Source organism: Cypionkella psychrotolerans, assembly GCF_001294535.1.
GTDB lineage: Bacteria > Pseudomonadota > Alphaproteobacteria > Rhodobacterales > Rhodobacteraceae > Cypionkella > Cypionkella psychrotolerans.
In genome coordinates this window covers 37,157-51,498 of record NZ_LGIC01000083.1, presented here as the reverse complement: position 1 = coordinate 51,498, position 14,342 = coordinate 37,157, and the positions used below count along the sequence as shown (strand labels likewise).

General features: G+C 60.8%; 13 protein-coding genes. 7 read left to right on the top strand and 6 right to left on the bottom strand.

Features of this window, described 5'->3' with window-relative positions; all coding sequences use genetic code 11:
• Positions 1-146: 146 nt before the first annotated feature.
• The 3 genes from gatB to AKV04_RS18730 all read left to right on the top strand — a co-directional run bounded on the left by gatB (position 147) and on the right by AKV04_RS18730 (position 2,938).
• Positions 147-1,658, top strand: a complete 1,512-nt coding sequence (gene gatB, locus AKV04_RS18740; RefSeq protein ID WP_054007930.1) for an Asp-tRNA(Asn)/Glu-tRNA(Gln) amidotransferase subunit GatB — start codon at positions 147-149, stop codon at positions 1,656-1,658.
• 105 nt (positions 1,659-1,763) lie between these two features.
• Positions 1,764-2,414: a glutathione S-transferase family protein gene (locus tag AKV04_RS18735; RefSeq protein WP_054007929.1), complete on the top strand. Its 651-nt coding sequence runs from the start codon at positions 1,764-1,766 to the stop codon at positions 2,412-2,414.
• Positions 2,415-2,548: 134 nt separating this feature from the next.
• Entirely contained in the window at positions 2,549-2,938 is a 390-nt protein-coding gene (locus AKV04_RS18730; RefSeq protein ID WP_054008048.1) for a hypothetical protein, read from the top strand.
• Here the strand turns inward: AKV04_RS18730 and AKV04_RS18725 are convergent, their stop codons facing one another.
• The 4 genes from AKV04_RS18725 to AKV04_RS18710 form a co-directional block, all read right to left on the bottom strand.
• Positions 2,939-4,042 carry a pyridoxal phosphate-dependent aminotransferase gene (locus tag AKV04_RS18725; protein ID WP_054007928.1) on the bottom strand — a complete coding sequence of 368 codons (1,104 nt, stop codon included), beginning with the start codon at positions 4,040-4,042 and terminating at the stop codon, positions 2,939-2,941.
• A 166-nt stretch (positions 4,043-4,208) separates the two neighbouring features.
• Complete coding sequence (locus tag AKV04_RS18720; protein ID WP_235815706.1) at positions 4,209-4,538, bottom strand: DnaJ family domain-containing protein; 330 nt, start codon at positions 4,536-4,538, stop codon at positions 4,209-4,211.
• A 160-nt stretch (positions 4,539-4,698) separates the two neighbouring features.
• Positions 4,699-7,803: a valine--tRNA ligase gene (locus AKV04_RS18715; RefSeq protein ID WP_054008047.1), complete on the bottom strand. Its 3,105-nt coding sequence runs from the start codon at positions 7,801-7,803 to the stop codon at positions 4,699-4,701.
• A gap of 195 nt (positions 7,804-7,998) precedes the next feature.
• Entirely contained in the window at positions 7,999-8,760 is a 762-nt protein-coding gene (locus AKV04_RS18710) for a VOC family protein (RefSeq protein WP_054007926.1), read from the bottom strand.
• 195 nt (positions 8,761-8,955) lie between these two features.
• On the opposite strand from AKV04_RS18710, the gene AKV04_RS18705 reads away from it, so the two are divergent.
• Positions 8,956-9,669, top strand: coding sequence for a DUF3592 domain-containing protein (locus AKV04_RS18705; RefSeq protein WP_162232911.1), 714 nt, complete (start codon positions 8,956-8,958; stop codon positions 9,667-9,669).
• Here AKV04_RS18705 and AKV04_RS18700 read toward each other — a convergent pair.
• Positions 9,666-10,097 (bottom strand): Lrp/AsnC family transcriptional regulator, encoded by a 432-nt coding sequence (locus AKV04_RS18700; RefSeq protein WP_054007924.1) that lies wholly within the window; start codon positions 10,095-10,097, stop codon positions 9,666-9,668. The two genes, AKV04_RS18705 and AKV04_RS18700, sit on opposite strands and share 4 nt — an antisense overlap.
• A gap of 223 nt (positions 10,098-10,320) precedes the next feature.
• Between AKV04_RS18700 and AKV04_RS18695 the strand changes: the two genes are divergently transcribed.
• The 3 genes from AKV04_RS18695 (at position 10,321) to aguB (ending at position 13,581) form a co-directional block, all read left to right on the top strand.
• Entirely contained in the window at positions 10,321-11,466 is a 1,146-nt protein-coding gene (locus AKV04_RS18695) for a type III PLP-dependent enzyme (RefSeq protein ID WP_054007923.1), read from the top strand.
• A gap of 84 nt (positions 11,467-11,550) precedes the next feature.
• Positions 11,551-12,630: a DUF2235 domain-containing protein gene (locus AKV04_RS18690; RefSeq protein ID WP_054008046.1), complete on the top strand. Its 1,080-nt coding sequence runs from the start codon at positions 11,551-11,553 to the stop codon at positions 12,628-12,630.
• A gap of 78 nt (positions 12,631-12,708) precedes the next feature.
• Positions 12,709-13,581: an N-carbamoylputrescine amidase gene (aguB, locus tag AKV04_RS18685; protein WP_054007922.1), complete on the top strand. Its 873-nt coding sequence runs from the start codon at positions 12,709-12,711 to the stop codon at positions 13,579-13,581.
• On the opposite strand, the gene AKV04_RS18680 is transcribed toward aguB, so the two are convergent.
• Positions 13,573-14,295, bottom strand: coding sequence for a heparan-alpha-glucosaminide N-acetyltransferase (locus AKV04_RS18680; protein WP_162232910.1), 723 nt, complete (start codon positions 14,293-14,295; stop codon positions 13,573-13,575). The genes aguB and AKV04_RS18680 overlap by 9 nt on opposite strands.
• Positions 14,296-14,342: the final 47 nt, after the last annotated feature.

Genomic DNA, 14,342 nt, shown 5'->3' with positions numbered 1-14,342 from the left:
CGACCTACCGCGTATCGGGGCGAATCGGGCATCCGGCAAGTTTTGCGGGCCTGTGTCGGCCAATATCGGCAGGTTTCCGCCCGCGCCACCCTTGCAGCAACCGCCCCGCCTGCCTAAACAGGGGGCGAAAACCACGGAGACCCGCCATGCTTGATCTGACTTATGAAGCGCCGAAACCGAAGCTGATCGCGGGCGTCAAGCATGATTGGGAGCTGGTGATTGGCATGGAAATCCATGCGCAGGTGTCGTCCAACTCCAAGCTGTTCTCGGGGGCTTCAACCCAAGTGGGGGCCGAGCCGAACTCCAACGTCGCCTTCGTTGACGCCGCGATGCCGGGGATGCTGCCGGTGATCAACGAGTTTTGCATTGAGCAAGCCGTGCGCACCGGCTTGGGGCTGAAGGCGCAGATCAACCTGCGCTCGGCGTTTGACCGCAAGAATTATTTCTACCCCGATCTGCCGCAAGGCTATCAGATTTCGCAGCTGTATCATCCGATCGTGGGTGAGGGCGAAGTACTGGTGGAATTGTCGCCGGGCGTAGCCCGTCTGGTGCGGGTGGAGCGAATTCATCTGGAACAGGACGCGGGCAAAAGCATCCACGACATGGACCCGACGATGTCTTTCGTCGATTTCAACCGCACCGGGGTGGCACTGATGGAGATCGTTTCCCGCCCCGATATTCGCGGGCCGGAGGAGGCGGCTGCCTATGTCGTCAAGCTGCGGCAAATCCTGCGCTATCTGGGAACCTGCGATGGCAACATGCAGAACGGGAATTTGAGGGCCGATGTGAACGTCTCGGTCTGCCGGGTTGGCCAGTATGAGAAATACCAAGCCAGCCAAGACTTTAGCCATCTCGGCACGCGGTGCGAGATCAAGAATATGAACTCGATGAAGTTCATCCAACTGGCGATTGACTACGAGGCGCGTCGGCAGATTGCCATTCTGGAGGATGGCGGTTCGGTCACGCAAGAAACCCGGCTCTATGATCCGGACAAGAACGAAACCCGGTCGATGCGCAGCAAGGAAGAAGCGCATGACTACCGCTATTTCCCGTGCCCCGATCTGCTGCCGTTGGAGATTGAACAGGCTTGGGTGGATGACATTGCAGCCGCGATGCCGGAACTGCCGGATGCCAAGAAAGCCCGCTTCATGGGTGATTTTGGCCTGACCGATTACGATGCCAATGTGCTGACCGCTGATCTGGAATCGGCTGGCTTCTTCGAGGCTGTGGCGCAGGGGCGCGATGGCAAGCAGGCGGCGAACTGGGTGATCAACGAACTTTTTGGCCGTTTGAACAAAGAAGGTAAGGCGATCACCGACAGCCCGGTGTCGACCGCGCAACTCGGTGGCGTGCTGGATTTGATCGCCAAAGGCACGATCAGCGGCAAGATGGCGAAGGATTTGTTCGAGATCATCTGGACCGAGGGCGGCGATCCGGCGGAAGTCGCGGCAGCGCACGGTATGCAGCAGGTCACTGATACCGGCGCGATCGAGGCAGCTTTGGATGCGCTGATCGCCGCAAACCCCGATCAAGTGGAAAAGGCCCGCGTCAACGCCAAACTGGCGGGGTGGTTCACCGGGCAAGTGCTGAAATCCACCGGCGGCAAGGCCAATCCGGCTGTGGTCAACGCGATGGTGGCGCAAAAACTCGGACTCTGAGCCTCGGCTTTATGATCCGTGCGGTCGGGCACAGCCGAGCGGTATTTCTTCTAGACATTTAATGCCTCCAATTTATATTGATATCAATCTAAATTGGAGGCCAGCATGACCGCGACCCTGTTTTACTCGCGCAATCCCAACCCGCGCCTTGCCGTGGCCGTGGCGCGGCATCTGAATTCCGAGGTGGTGTTTGAATTTGCCTCGCCGTTTAGCCCGGCGCAGAGCGCGAAATTTCGCGCCCTGAACCCCAGTTTGCGCATCCCGATCTTGCTGGAGAACGGCGATTCTTTGTGGGAAGCGGACGCAATCGCCTGCCGTCTTTCAATGCAGGCAGGATCAGATTTTTGGCGAATGGGCGATGAGATGCCCGAGATGATCCGCTGGATTTCTTGGGGTAAAGCCTATTTCGTTCAAGCCTGCGACGTGGTGCATTTCGAGCGCGGCACCAAGCAGCGCTACGGCTTTGGCCCGATTGATCCGGCGGTGCTGGCGCAGGGCTTGGCGGATTTTCACGAACATGCAGCACAACTGGATGCGCATCTGGTGGGTCGGGATTACCTGCTCGACAGCGGCCTCAGCTATGCCGATTTCCGCATGGCAAGCTATCTCGCGTTCAATGATGTGGCTGACCTACCAATGGCGGATTACCCGCAGATCGACGCATGGTATCGGCGGATTGCCGCGCTGCCTGCTTGGGCTGATCCCTTCGCTGGGCTGGATGCGCCAGAGTTGCCGCCGATTGCGGGCAAGGGCTAGCTGACTTCGTGCAAATACCCACTGCATCTAGTGCTGTGGCGAAATCCGCGCGCGGTGGGCCGAATGTCCTTTCTGTGATTGGCCTTACCCGGCGTTGTTCGTATTATGCCGCCCATATCTTCAGGAGCGACCCGATGCAGCGTTACGAATACAAAGTGATTCCCGCCCCCCGCCGGGGTGAAAAATCGCGCGGGGTCAAAACCATTGAAGACCGTTTTGCGCTGACCTTGACGCTTGTGATGAACGATTTGGGCCGTGACGGCTGGGACTATGTCCGCGCCGATACGCTGCCCGTTGACGAGCGGGCAGGCTTTACTGGGGGCACTAAAACCACCTTCCAGAACGTGCTGGTGTTTCGCCGTCTGATCGAGGCTGAGGCCTCGACGGCGCGACCTCTGCTGGCCGTGGAAGAAATCTCCGCCGTGCCACGTTTGGGCCCGGCTGAGGTGCCTGTAGGTCCGGCTCCGGCTTTGGGGCCAGCGAATGGCCCGGCACCTGCCGCACCCGGCTTGGCGGCTGAGTGATCAACCTGCGGCTTTAAGGGCCTCTGGCAAGGCGGCTTCAAACGCCGCAAGGGCGGCCTCATCGCCCAGACTGACGCGGATGCAGCGGTCCAGTGGGGCCACCCCCGGCATCCGCACAAAAATCCCCCGCCCCAGCAGTTCGGCGAGGACTCGGCGGGCGTAATCGCCGTCGCGGCCACAATCCATCGTGATGAAATTGGTGGCCGAGGGCAGCGGGATCAAGCCGTTGGCGCGGGCGATGCCGTTCAGGCGGGTGCGGGCGGTGGCGACCTTGGCGCAGATTTCGGCCAGGTAGGCTTGATCCTGCAAGGCGGCTAAAGCCCCCGCTTGTGCCACGCGGCCCAGCCCAAAATGGTTGCGAACCTTATCGAAGGCGATAGCCAGCGGGGCCGAGGTGATCGCGTAACCGACCCGCAGGCCTGCGAGGCCGTGGGCTTTCGAAAACGTCCGGAAGCGGATCAGGTTGGGTGTGTCGGCGGGGATTTCTGGTGCGGTGCCTTCCGGGGCAAGGTCGATATAGGCTTCATCCAGCACCAGCAGGGTCTCAGCGGGCAGGTTTGCGAGAAGATCTTTGATCGCAGTTCCGGGGTGGTGGCTGCCCATCGGATTGTCGGGGTTGGCAAGGTAGAGCATGCGGGCTTGGGTTTGCCGCGCCAGATCCAGCAGGGCCTGCGGGTCTTCGTGGTCAGCCCTATAGGGCGCGCGATGAAGGCTGCCGCCGTAGCCTGCGACGTGGAAGTTAAAGGTGGGATAGGCGCCGAGGCTGGTCACCACGGGGGTGCCGGGTTCAACGATCAGGCGGGCGAGGTAGCCGAGCAGGCCGTCGATGCCTTCTCCGGCGACGATGTTTTCGGGGGCGCAGCCGTGATGTTGGGCGAGGGCGGCTTTGAGAGCGTGGACCTCGGGGTCGCCGTACATCCAGGCTTCCGAGGCCGCTTTTTGCATGGCTTTGATTGCGGCGGGGGAGGGGCCGAAGATCGACTCGTTCGCCCCGAGGCGGGCGATGAAAGGATGGCCTTGGCAGCGCTCTTGCGTCTCGGGTCCGGTGAAGGGGACGGTGGAGGGCAGGGAGGTGGCGAGCGGGGTGAGGATGGGGGCTTTCATAGCCGGGATTTGGGGGGATTTTTGCGGGGCTGGCAAGGGGGATTTGGCGGTCGAGGGGGGTGGTCCCAACTCGGGACCAAAAAATGTTTTGTATTATCAGATAGTTGGGGTGGTCACGTTAAGGGATTTTTAATGATTTGCTAACGATTGGTGGGTTTCAGCCACCCTACCGCAGAAATTTGCGGCGGGCTTCTTCTGCGATGGCTTGGCGCATTTCGATCTCGGCGAGTTTCGCCATGGCAGCTTTGCGCTGTGCCTCATCACTCAGGGAGGCGAGATGGGCCCGTTGTTCGGCGGCTTGCTTTTTCAGGGTGATTTCTTCGGGCAGAACGCCGGCTTCGGCCATGATGCGGAAGCCTACGGCGTCGCCCGCACTGACAAAGGCATCGCCGGGACGGTCGGGCAGGGGCTGGCCTTCGCCCTTCAGGCCTTGCAGCTCGCCCTTGGCGCGGGCTTTGGCGATTTGGCGTTCAGCGAGTTTGTTGAGCCAGGACATCGGGGCCTCCATTTTGGGAAATGTAGGTGCTTGGGGCGGTTGTGGAAAGGGGGGCTGTCTGCCCCCCTCGCCTGTGCCGGGGTCACCTCCCGAGGATATTTATGCCAATGTGAAACTGCGCAGGTCAGTTCGTTATTGGAGCCCGAATGATCGCGCGGAGTCAGCCAATCTCGGCGAGCCGTTTCAGCGCGGCTTGCAGTTTGGCGGCTTCATCTTCGCGCAGGGCGAGGTTGGCTTTGGCCTCGTCCACCACTTCCTCGGGAGCAGAGGCGGCGAAGTTGGGGTTGTTCAGACGACCTTTCAGCCCGCCGATTTCTTTCGCAAGCTTGTCCATGGTCTTGGTCAGGCGGGCTTTTTCCTCGGCAATGTCGATCAGGCCCGCGAGCGGGATGCTGAGGCTGGCACCTTCGACCGCGACGGCGATGGAGCCTTTTGGGGCTGGGCCTTCGGTGAGGGTGTCGATGCGAGCGAGGCGTTTGATCAAGGCCTCGTTGCGCGTCCAAGCTGTGCGGGCGGCGGGGGAGAGGTCGGTCGCCACCAGATCGCATTTCAGCCCGACGGGGACGTGGACTTGGGCGCGGGCGGAGCGGATTTCTTCGATCAGACTGGTGACGAAGCCCATTTCCGTGGCGGCCTCGGTGTTGATCAATTCCGCGCCGTAGGTCGGCCAATCGGTGTGGACCAGCAATTTGGCGCGGGTGCCGGTGGTGCCCCAGAGGTCTTCGGTGATGAAGGGCATCATCGGGTGCAGCAGGATCATCGACTGATCCAGCACCCATGCCATTGTGGCGCGGGTTTCGGGGGCGTCGGGGCCGTCAAACAGCGGTTTGGCGAATTCGACATACCAGTCGCAGACCTTGCCCCAGACGAATTTGTACAGCGCGTCGGCGGCGTTATCGAAGCGGTAGTCTTTCAGGGCAGCGTTGACTTCCGAGAGGGCTTTGGCGGTTTCGCCGATGATCCATTGGTTCGCGGTGGCGGTGGCTTTGGGGGGTTGCGCTTGGGTTTTATGACCCTCCCACACGCCGTTCATTTCGGCAAAGCGGCAGGCGTTCCACAATTTGGTGCCGAAGTTGCGGTAGCCTGCGATGCGGGCGGTGTCGAGTTTTAGCACGCCACCAAGCGAGGCCATCGCGGCATTGGAGAAGCGCAGGGCGTCGGCACCGAATTCGTCGATGATTTCAAGCGGGTCGATGACGTTGCCCAAGGATTTGGACATTTTCTTGCCCTTGGCGTCGCGGACGAGGCCGTGCAGGTAGACGGTTTTGAACGGCACTTCATCGACCACGGCCAGTTGCATCATCATCATGCGGGCGACCCAGAAGAAGATGATATCGGCCCCGGTGATCAGGGTCGAGGTGGGGAAATACTTTTGCAGTTCAGGCGTTTGCTCGGGCCAGCCAAGGGTGCCGATCGGCCAGAGACCGGAGGAGAACCATGTGTCGAGGACGTCGGGGTCGCGCCAGATCGGGTAGGCAAGATGGGTCGGGTCTTGGCTGAGATTGTAATCGGCCAGTGACTGCGCGAGCAGCGTCGCGGCAGCGTGACGGTCTGCAACCTCAACGATCCGGGCATTGTTCAGAGGATGCGGCAGGGCCGCAAGATCGTCGCGAAACCGCTCACTCACCGTTGCAAATTCGGCGGCGCAATGGTGGCGAGCCTCGCGGTCAACATGACCGCCGTCGCCGAGGAAGTTGAGAATTTCGACTTCATCCAGCGCGTCGTCGCCTTCATCATCCGCAAAGTCGGGGGCGTCGAGGTTCAGGCCATACCAAACCGGAATCTGGTGGCCCCACCACAACTGCCGCGAGATGCACCAAGGCTCGATATTCTCCAGCCAGTGGAAATAGGTTTTCTCGCCCGATTCCGGGATGATTTTGGTGGCACCCGAGCGCACGGCATCCAGCGCGGGGCCGACGATTTTGGCGGTATCGACGAACCATTGGTCGGTCAGCATCGGTTCGATGACGACTTTGGAGCGGTCGCCGAAGGGCTGCATGATTTTTTTCGCCTCGACAAACGGCTCGCGCGTCAGGTGTTCCGATCCGGTTTCGGGGTCGATTTCGGAATGCAGGGTCGAGACGCAGAGGCCAAGCGCGTTGATGTCGGCGACGACCTGTTTGCGGGCCTCAAACCGATCCAAGCCCCGGTATTTTTCGGGCACGAGGTTGAGGGCGTCGACTTCATTTTCGTCCGTAGGCGAACCCGCCGCGATTTCGCGGGCGCGCTTCACCGCGTCGGCATAGGGGGCACCGTCGGCGCGCATCGTCGCACGGGTGTCCATCAGGCGATACATCGGCAGGGTGTTGCGCTTGGCGACCTGATAGTCGTTGAAATCATGCGCGCCGGTGATTTTCACCGCACCCGAGCCGAAGGTCGGGTCGGGGTATTCATCGGCGATGATCGGGATCAGGCGGTCACAGAGCGGCAGGTGGACCATCTTGCCGATGATGCTTTGGTAGCGCGCGTCAGAGGGATGCACGGCAACCGCGCCATCGCCCAGCATGGTTTCGGGACGGGTGGTGGCGATGGAGATGTAGTTGCGCATTTCGCGCAGGGTGACGTGACCTTCGGCGTCTTTTTCAATATATTCATAGCTTTGCTTGTCGGCTAGGATATATTTGAAATGCCACATATGGCCTGCGACCTCGATATTCTCGACCTCAAGGTCGGAAATCGCAGTTTCAAAATGCGGGTCCCAGTTGACCAGACGCTTGCCGCGATAGATCAGGCCCTTGTTATACATATCCACGAAGACCTTGATCACGGCGTCGTGGAAATTGCCATCCTCGCCTGCGGGCGCACCGGGGGCGCCGGACATGGTGAACGCTTCGCGGTCCCAGTCGCAGGAGGCGCCAAGCCGTTGCAGCTGCCCAATGATGGTGCCGCGCGATTTGACCTTTTGCTGCCAGACCCGGGCGAGGAATTTTTCGCGCCCCATGGTGCGGCGGTTGGGTTCTTGGTGTTCGGCCATGTCGCGCTCGGTCACCATCTGGGTCGCGATGCCCGCATGATCGGTGCCGACCTGCCAAAGCGTGTCATGGCCCTGCATACGGTGCCAGCGGATCAGGATATCCTGCAGCGTGTTGTTAAAGGCATGGCCCATGTGCAAGGAGCCGGTGACGTTCGGCGGCGGGATCATGATGGAAAACGCTTCCGCGCCTGGCTTGGCATTCGCGCCGACGCGGCCGACCTTTTGGTCGATCCACAGCGCGGATATCCGGGCCTCGGCCTCGGCGGGGGAGAAGGTCTTTTCCATGGGCATTTTGGGCATCCTTAAAGCACTGGCTTGCCATACATAATCAAGCGGACAAGGCCAAGCGCCAGATGGCTTGCTGTTTTGAAAATACTCCCGCGTGGCGCGCTTCTCCCGCAACCCAAAGCGCAGCACTTGTCGGCATATGGCGGCAGCGCGGCTGAGAGGGGGCTCGATGCCCCCCGAGGCCGCCCCTGTTTCAGGTCAAGCCGGACCCACCAGCGCAAAACCTGCGCCGCTGGGGTCGGTGCAGTGGATAATGAACGCGCCGCCGGGGACTTCGGCGGGGCCGTGCAGCACTTGGCCGCCGGCGGCTTTGACCGCCTCAACTGCCGCGCTCACCGACGGGATGCCGAAATACACCGTCCATGCTGCCGGGCCTGCTTTGCCCGCCTCGGTGAAGATGCCGCCGATGTCCTGACCATCGCGGTTGATCACGGTATAGACCATAGTCGGCCCCATCTGCATTGCACGGGTCTGCGCCCAACCGAACAGCGCGCCGTAGAAGGTCAGAGCGGCCGCGCTGTCGGGGGTGGCGAGGTCGTGCCAGTTGCCATGGCCGGATTTCTTCTGATCAAACGCGCCGCCTGCCGTGCCATCTGCCATAGGCTGCGGTTGCAGGATGCCGAACGGAGCCCCCTGCGGATCAATCAGCACCGAAAACCGTCCGGTGCCGGGAATATCGGTGGGCGGCACCACCACGCTTGCGCTCAAGGCTTTGGCCTTTGCCACCGTGGCATCGGCATCATCGACGGCGGTGTAAGCGGTCCAAGCCACCGGCATACCGGGATCTGGCGCAAACAGCCCCGCCACCATAGCGCCATCGCGCGAGGCCAGCAGATAGGTCATCCCCGGCATCCCGCTGTCGGCCCATGTCCAGCCCAGAAGGCCCGCGTAGAAACCCTTGACGGCATCAGGATCGGGGCTGGCCAGTTCATACCAGCAGGGCAGACCGTGAAAGGACATGGGAACCTCCGTTGATTGTTTGATATCAATGTAAGTCCATTCACCACGTCGTTGCAATTTAATTCCCTGCTGGGCGTGGCGGATGCTCGGAAACCTGCCAATCGGAACGGGCGGCGATTGTTCTGGCGGGCTGTGGGGGCGTGGCTTAGGCTGGGCCAGTCCGACTGTGATCGGACGCAGGGCGTGGTGCAAGGTTTGCATAAGACTGATTTGGAGCGTTTGCGGCGGCGGTTCAGCTTTCTGAAGGCTAGTCTGTTTGGCGTGGCGGTCTTGGCGGTGACGGTATTTCTGACCGCTAGTCCTGTGATCCACGACCTGCGTTCGGGCTGGGCGTTACGGTTTGACGGCGAGGATACGACCGGACAGGTCACGCGCCTATGGCACCACGGAAGCGGCAAAAACCGCGAAATGTTTGTTGCCTACGCGTTTGACGTCGACGGGCAGCGCTTTAGCGGTGAAAACGCGGTGGATGATACGCTGTTCTGGTCTTTGTCTAACGGTGACCCGATTGCGCTGCGCTATGGCAAGGATGATCCGCAGCTTTCCGCGATCACTATTTTCGGCGAACATCGCGGGCTGCGAGCATTGGCGCTCTGTGTCTTGCTCGTCGTGGTTCTGGTGCTCCTGCTCGCAGCGCTCTCCAGCCGGATAGAGGCGGCGTATCGGGTGACCTATCTGCGCAAAGCCGGTGTGCAACGCTCTGCTGTGGTGACCCGCTATGTCCATGCCCCCGGCTTTTCTGACGGCAGTGTGTCCAGCATCTTGTGGCAAGATGAGACGGGCGCGGCGGGGCAAAGCTGGATGATGGCCGCAACCCGCTTGCCCGGTCTTGGCGCAAAGATCACGGTTTACGCTGATCCAGAGGACAAATTGTCCACCATATGGGACGGCGAGTTTGGCAAGGGTTAAACCGCCCGGTCCAGCCTCGTGCTCAGATGGATCAGGCTTTCCGAAGATTTCACCCCGGTCAAAGCCCCGATCTGGTCCAGCACCTGATCCAGCAGTTGCGTGTTGCTGGCTGCGATTTGCAGCAGCAGATCGAAGCGGCCCGAGGTGGTGAACACCCGCTCAACCTCGCCTATGCCCTTGAGGCGGGTGAGAATTGCCGCCTGAGAGCGCGGCTCGATGGTCAGCAGCACAGAGGCGCGCAGGCGGCCTTGCCGGGCGGCCTCGCCCAGCTTCAACGTATAGCCCGCGATGACGCCGGATGTCTCTAACCGCTCCAACCGGGCCTGAATGGTGGAGCGTGCCACCTTCAAACGCCGCGCCAAAGTCGCCACCGACATGCGTGCATCCGCCCCCAGCAGCGTCAGAATGTTGCGATCCAGCTCATCCATACAATATGTATCCTTTTTTGGTTATTATAACGAAGAAATCCAACAGTTATATAGTTTTGTTCGGTGAAGTTGTACCGCATATGCGGCATCCTAAGTTGCAGGAAAAGGGCGGCTCATACGCACCTGGCCTGGTTGGAAAACCTTGCTGGTGCCCGTGCCTTGGCCATTGATTTGGCGGCAACGAAAGGGGACTCGCATCTTGTTGGCAGAAAGGAATACGCCGATGGGACTGTCCAAAACGATCTGGACCAATCCGACCGAATATCTGCGCAATCAGCAGCCGGAGAATCCCGTGCTGTTCTTTGCACCGCAGGCTGTCCAAGCGGTTGCCCGTAAATTTCTTGATGGATTTCCTGGGCTTGTGACCTATGCGGTCAAATCGAACCCCGGTGAGGAAGTCATCGAAAACCTGATCGCCGCGGGCGTCAAAGGGTTTGACTGCGCCTCGCCGTTTGAGATCGACCTGATCCGGCGCTTGGCGCCCGATGCGGCGATCCATTACAACAACCCCGTGCGTTCGCGTGCCGAGATCGCCCATGCGGTGGCGCGGAAGGTGAAATCCTACTCGGTTGATTCGGCGAGCGAATTGGCCAAGTTGATTGAGATGGTGCCGACCGACAACTGTGAGATTTCGGTGCGCTTCAAGCTGCCGGTGGCGGGCGCTGCCTATAACTTCGGCGCGAAGTTTGGCGCGACCGAGGATGTGGCGGTTGAGTTGCTGAAAGTGGTGGCGGCTGCGGGCTATATCGCCTCGATCACCTTCCATCCCGGCACGCAATGCACCGATCCGGCGGCTTGGGCATCGTATATCCGTGAGGCTGCGGTGATTGCGAAGCGTGCTGGCGTGAAGATCGCGCGGCTGAATGTTGGCGGCGGTTTTCCGAACCATCGGGCTGAGGGCGTGTTGCCGCAGTTGGATGAGACCTTCGCCACCATTGACCGGGTGGCGACTGAGGCTTTTGGCACCGAGCGCCCGATGCTGATCTGCGAGCCGGGGCGTGCGATGTGCGGCGATGCGTTCACACTGGCGGCTAAGGTCAAGGCCGTGCGCGACGATATGCATGTATTCCTGAACGACGGTGTCTATGGCTCGCTGTTTGAGCTGGGCCAGATCGGCATCATCGACCGGATCGCGGTGCTGTCGCCGGAAGGGCAGCGCCGCACGGGGGCGATCCTGCCGCGGATTTGCTTCGGGCCGACCTGCGATTCGGTGGATCGGCTGCCCGGCGATGTGCCGTTCCCGGCCGATATTGCCGAGGGTGATTATGTCATCGTGCATGGCATGGGGGCCTATTCGACCGTGACCAACAGCCGCTTCAACGGCTTTGGCGAGTTGGGCATGGTGACGGTGCTGTCACAAAAGCTTTAACTTCATCGTAAACTGGTTAACCTACGCTCTCGGCAGGGAAACTTGCCGAGAGCGTTTTGGTTTTTTGGGTTACAGGAGGCGGCACTGTCGCTGTTCAACCGGATCAGACATTGGTGGCGCGGTCATCCGACCGTTGAGACCGAACCCGCAGCACCACCGCCACCGGGGCGCAAGCGCGGGGTGGTGGATCATGTGATCATTCTGGATGGCACCCTTTCGTCGCTCGACGATGGGCAGGAGGGAAATTGTGGCTTGATTTTCAAGCTGTTGACCGAAAATGGCCACTCTGCGCATCGCACGGTGTATTACGAGCCGGGTATCCAGTGGCAAGGTTGGCGGCATGGAATGAATCTTGTGCAGGGGCGCGGCATCAACCGCCAGATCCGCCGCGCTTATGGTTGGCTCGCCAGTCGCTACCGCGAGGGCGACCGGATTTACCTGATCGGCTATTCGCGCGGGGCGTTTGCCGTGCGATCTTTGGCGGGGGTTATCGACCGGGTCGGGCTTTTGAAACGCGAATATGCCACCGAGCGCGGCGTGACCTTGGCCTATCGCCACTACCGCCTCGACAGCCATCCTCGGGCCAGTCAGGCGTTCTCGCACCGGTTTTGCCATCTGGAGGCGCCGATCCAGATGGTCGGGGTGTTTGACACGGTGAAAGCTTTGGGGCTGCGCTTGCCGCTGTTGTGGATGCTGACCGAGCAGCAGCACCAGTTTCACAACCACCATCTGGGCAGTTCCATTCGGCATGGATTTCATGCGCTGGCGATGGATGAAACCCGCGCGGTGTTCGAGCCGGTGCTCTGGGAATGTCCGCCGGGTTGGGAAAGTGATGTGCAACAGATGTGGTTTCGCGGCGCGCATGGCGATATTGGCGGCATGATCGGCGATGATCTGGCGGCCCGACCTTTGGCGAATATCCCGCTGGTCTGGATGCTGGAGCGAGCAGAAAGCGTTGGATTGGCCCTGCCAGAGGGCTGGCGGGCGCGGTTTCCCTGCGATGCGAACGCCCCGATGGTGGGCACGATGCGCGGCTGGGGGATGTGGTTTCTGCTGCGCCACCGCCGCGCGATCGGGCGCGATCCATCCGAGCAGGTGCATCCTTCGGCGCAGCAGCCGAGGCGGGCGGGTTGGCTGCCGTGGCCACTGGCGCGCGGGCGATAAGCGGTTTGCCTTTGTCGCCGTTTTGGCTTTGCCTGTTTGGTTTTGATCAAATAGCTTGGACCAAAATGGAGAGCCCAAATGCGCACTGTCACCGTCGCCGCCACGCAATTTGCCTGTAGTTGGGATTTGCCCACCAATGTGGATCGGGCCGAGGCTTTGATCCGCGCGGCGGCGGGCAAAGGCGCGCAAGTGGTTCTGATCCAAGAGCTGTTCGCCGCCCCCTATTTCTGCATCGAGCAACTGCCGCAGTATTTCGCGCTGGCGGCTCCGATGGAAGGCCATCCGCTGATCGCGCGGTTCTCAGCCTTGGCGCGGGAATTGGGCGTGGTGCTGCCCTGTTCGTATTTTGAGAAGGCGGGGCAGGCTTATTTCAATTCGATGGCGATGATTGATGCGGATGGTCGTGTGCTGGGGAATTACCGCAAGACCCATATTCCGCAGGGGCCCGGCTACGAGGAGAAGTACTATTTCTCGCCGGGCGATACTGGTTATCGGGTGTGGGATACCGGCTTTGGGCGGATTGGTGTGGGGATTTGCTGGGATCAGTGGTTCCCGGAATGCGCGCGCGCGATGGCGCTGATGGGGGCCGAGATGCTTTTGTATCCCACCGCGATTGGTTCGGAACCGCCGAGCCCCGGCTATGACAGCCAGCCGCATTGGGAGATATGTATGCGTGGTCATGCCGGGTCAAACATCATGCCAGTGATTGCCTCAAACCGGATCGGGCGCGAAGTGGCACCGGGCGGGCGTGAGGTGACGTTTTACGGGTCGAGTTTTATCTCGGACCACACCGGGCAGGTGCTGGCGAAAGCGGGGCGGGAGGCCGAGGAGGTGCTGACCGCCACGTTCGATCTGGACGCGATTGCCGATTTGCGCGCGTCTTGGGGATTGTTCCGCGATCGTCGGCCTGAGACGTATCGGGCGGTGGCGAGCTTGGACGGCTCAGCCTAGCTGGGTATAGGCCCAGACGAGGCTCAGTAAAATCGGCTGATGAATGAGGTAAATCAGCAGGCTGTGCTGACCGGGCCAGCTTAGGATTTGCACCCATTTTCCCGAAGGTTTGCCCGCCAGCCTTGCCCAAAGTCCGGTTTGGCTGCCGGTTTTGCCCAAGGCGATGCCTGCGAGAACCGCACCAAACCATGGGAAGATCGGCTCAAAATCCATCGCGGTCGCGGGGTCAAGGCTTAGACCAATGAAGCGCAAAAGTGGGGCGGTCAGCGCCTGGGTGTGCCAGTGGTAGCTGCCGTAGATGAACACAGCGGCGAGGGCGGCGGTGACGATGGCGGGCAGGCGGAGGGTGATCAGGCCGAGCAGGCTATAAAGGGCTATGGCATGTAAGATGCCGAAATAGACGTAGAATTCCGGCATGGCGATACGGGTGGCGATGCTGACCAGCAGGGCTGCCCCGGCGATTTTGGCAAAGCGTCGCCAGAAGGCGGGCCAGCGGATCGCTTGGCCATGCGCCAGCCAAAGGCCGATCCCAGATAACAATAGGAAGCTGCCTGCGACGATTCGGGCGTGGAAGTAGAAGGTGGGCGTTTGGGCGTATTCGTAGGGGATCAGGCCGAACATCAGCAGATCATAGCTGAAATGGAAGGCGGCCATACCGATCAGGGCCAGCGTGCGGGCGAGATCAAGCAGCGGAATACGGTTGGTTTGCGGCATGGGACCCTCAAAAATCAGGGAATACGTCGCAGTTTGGCCCGCAAGTG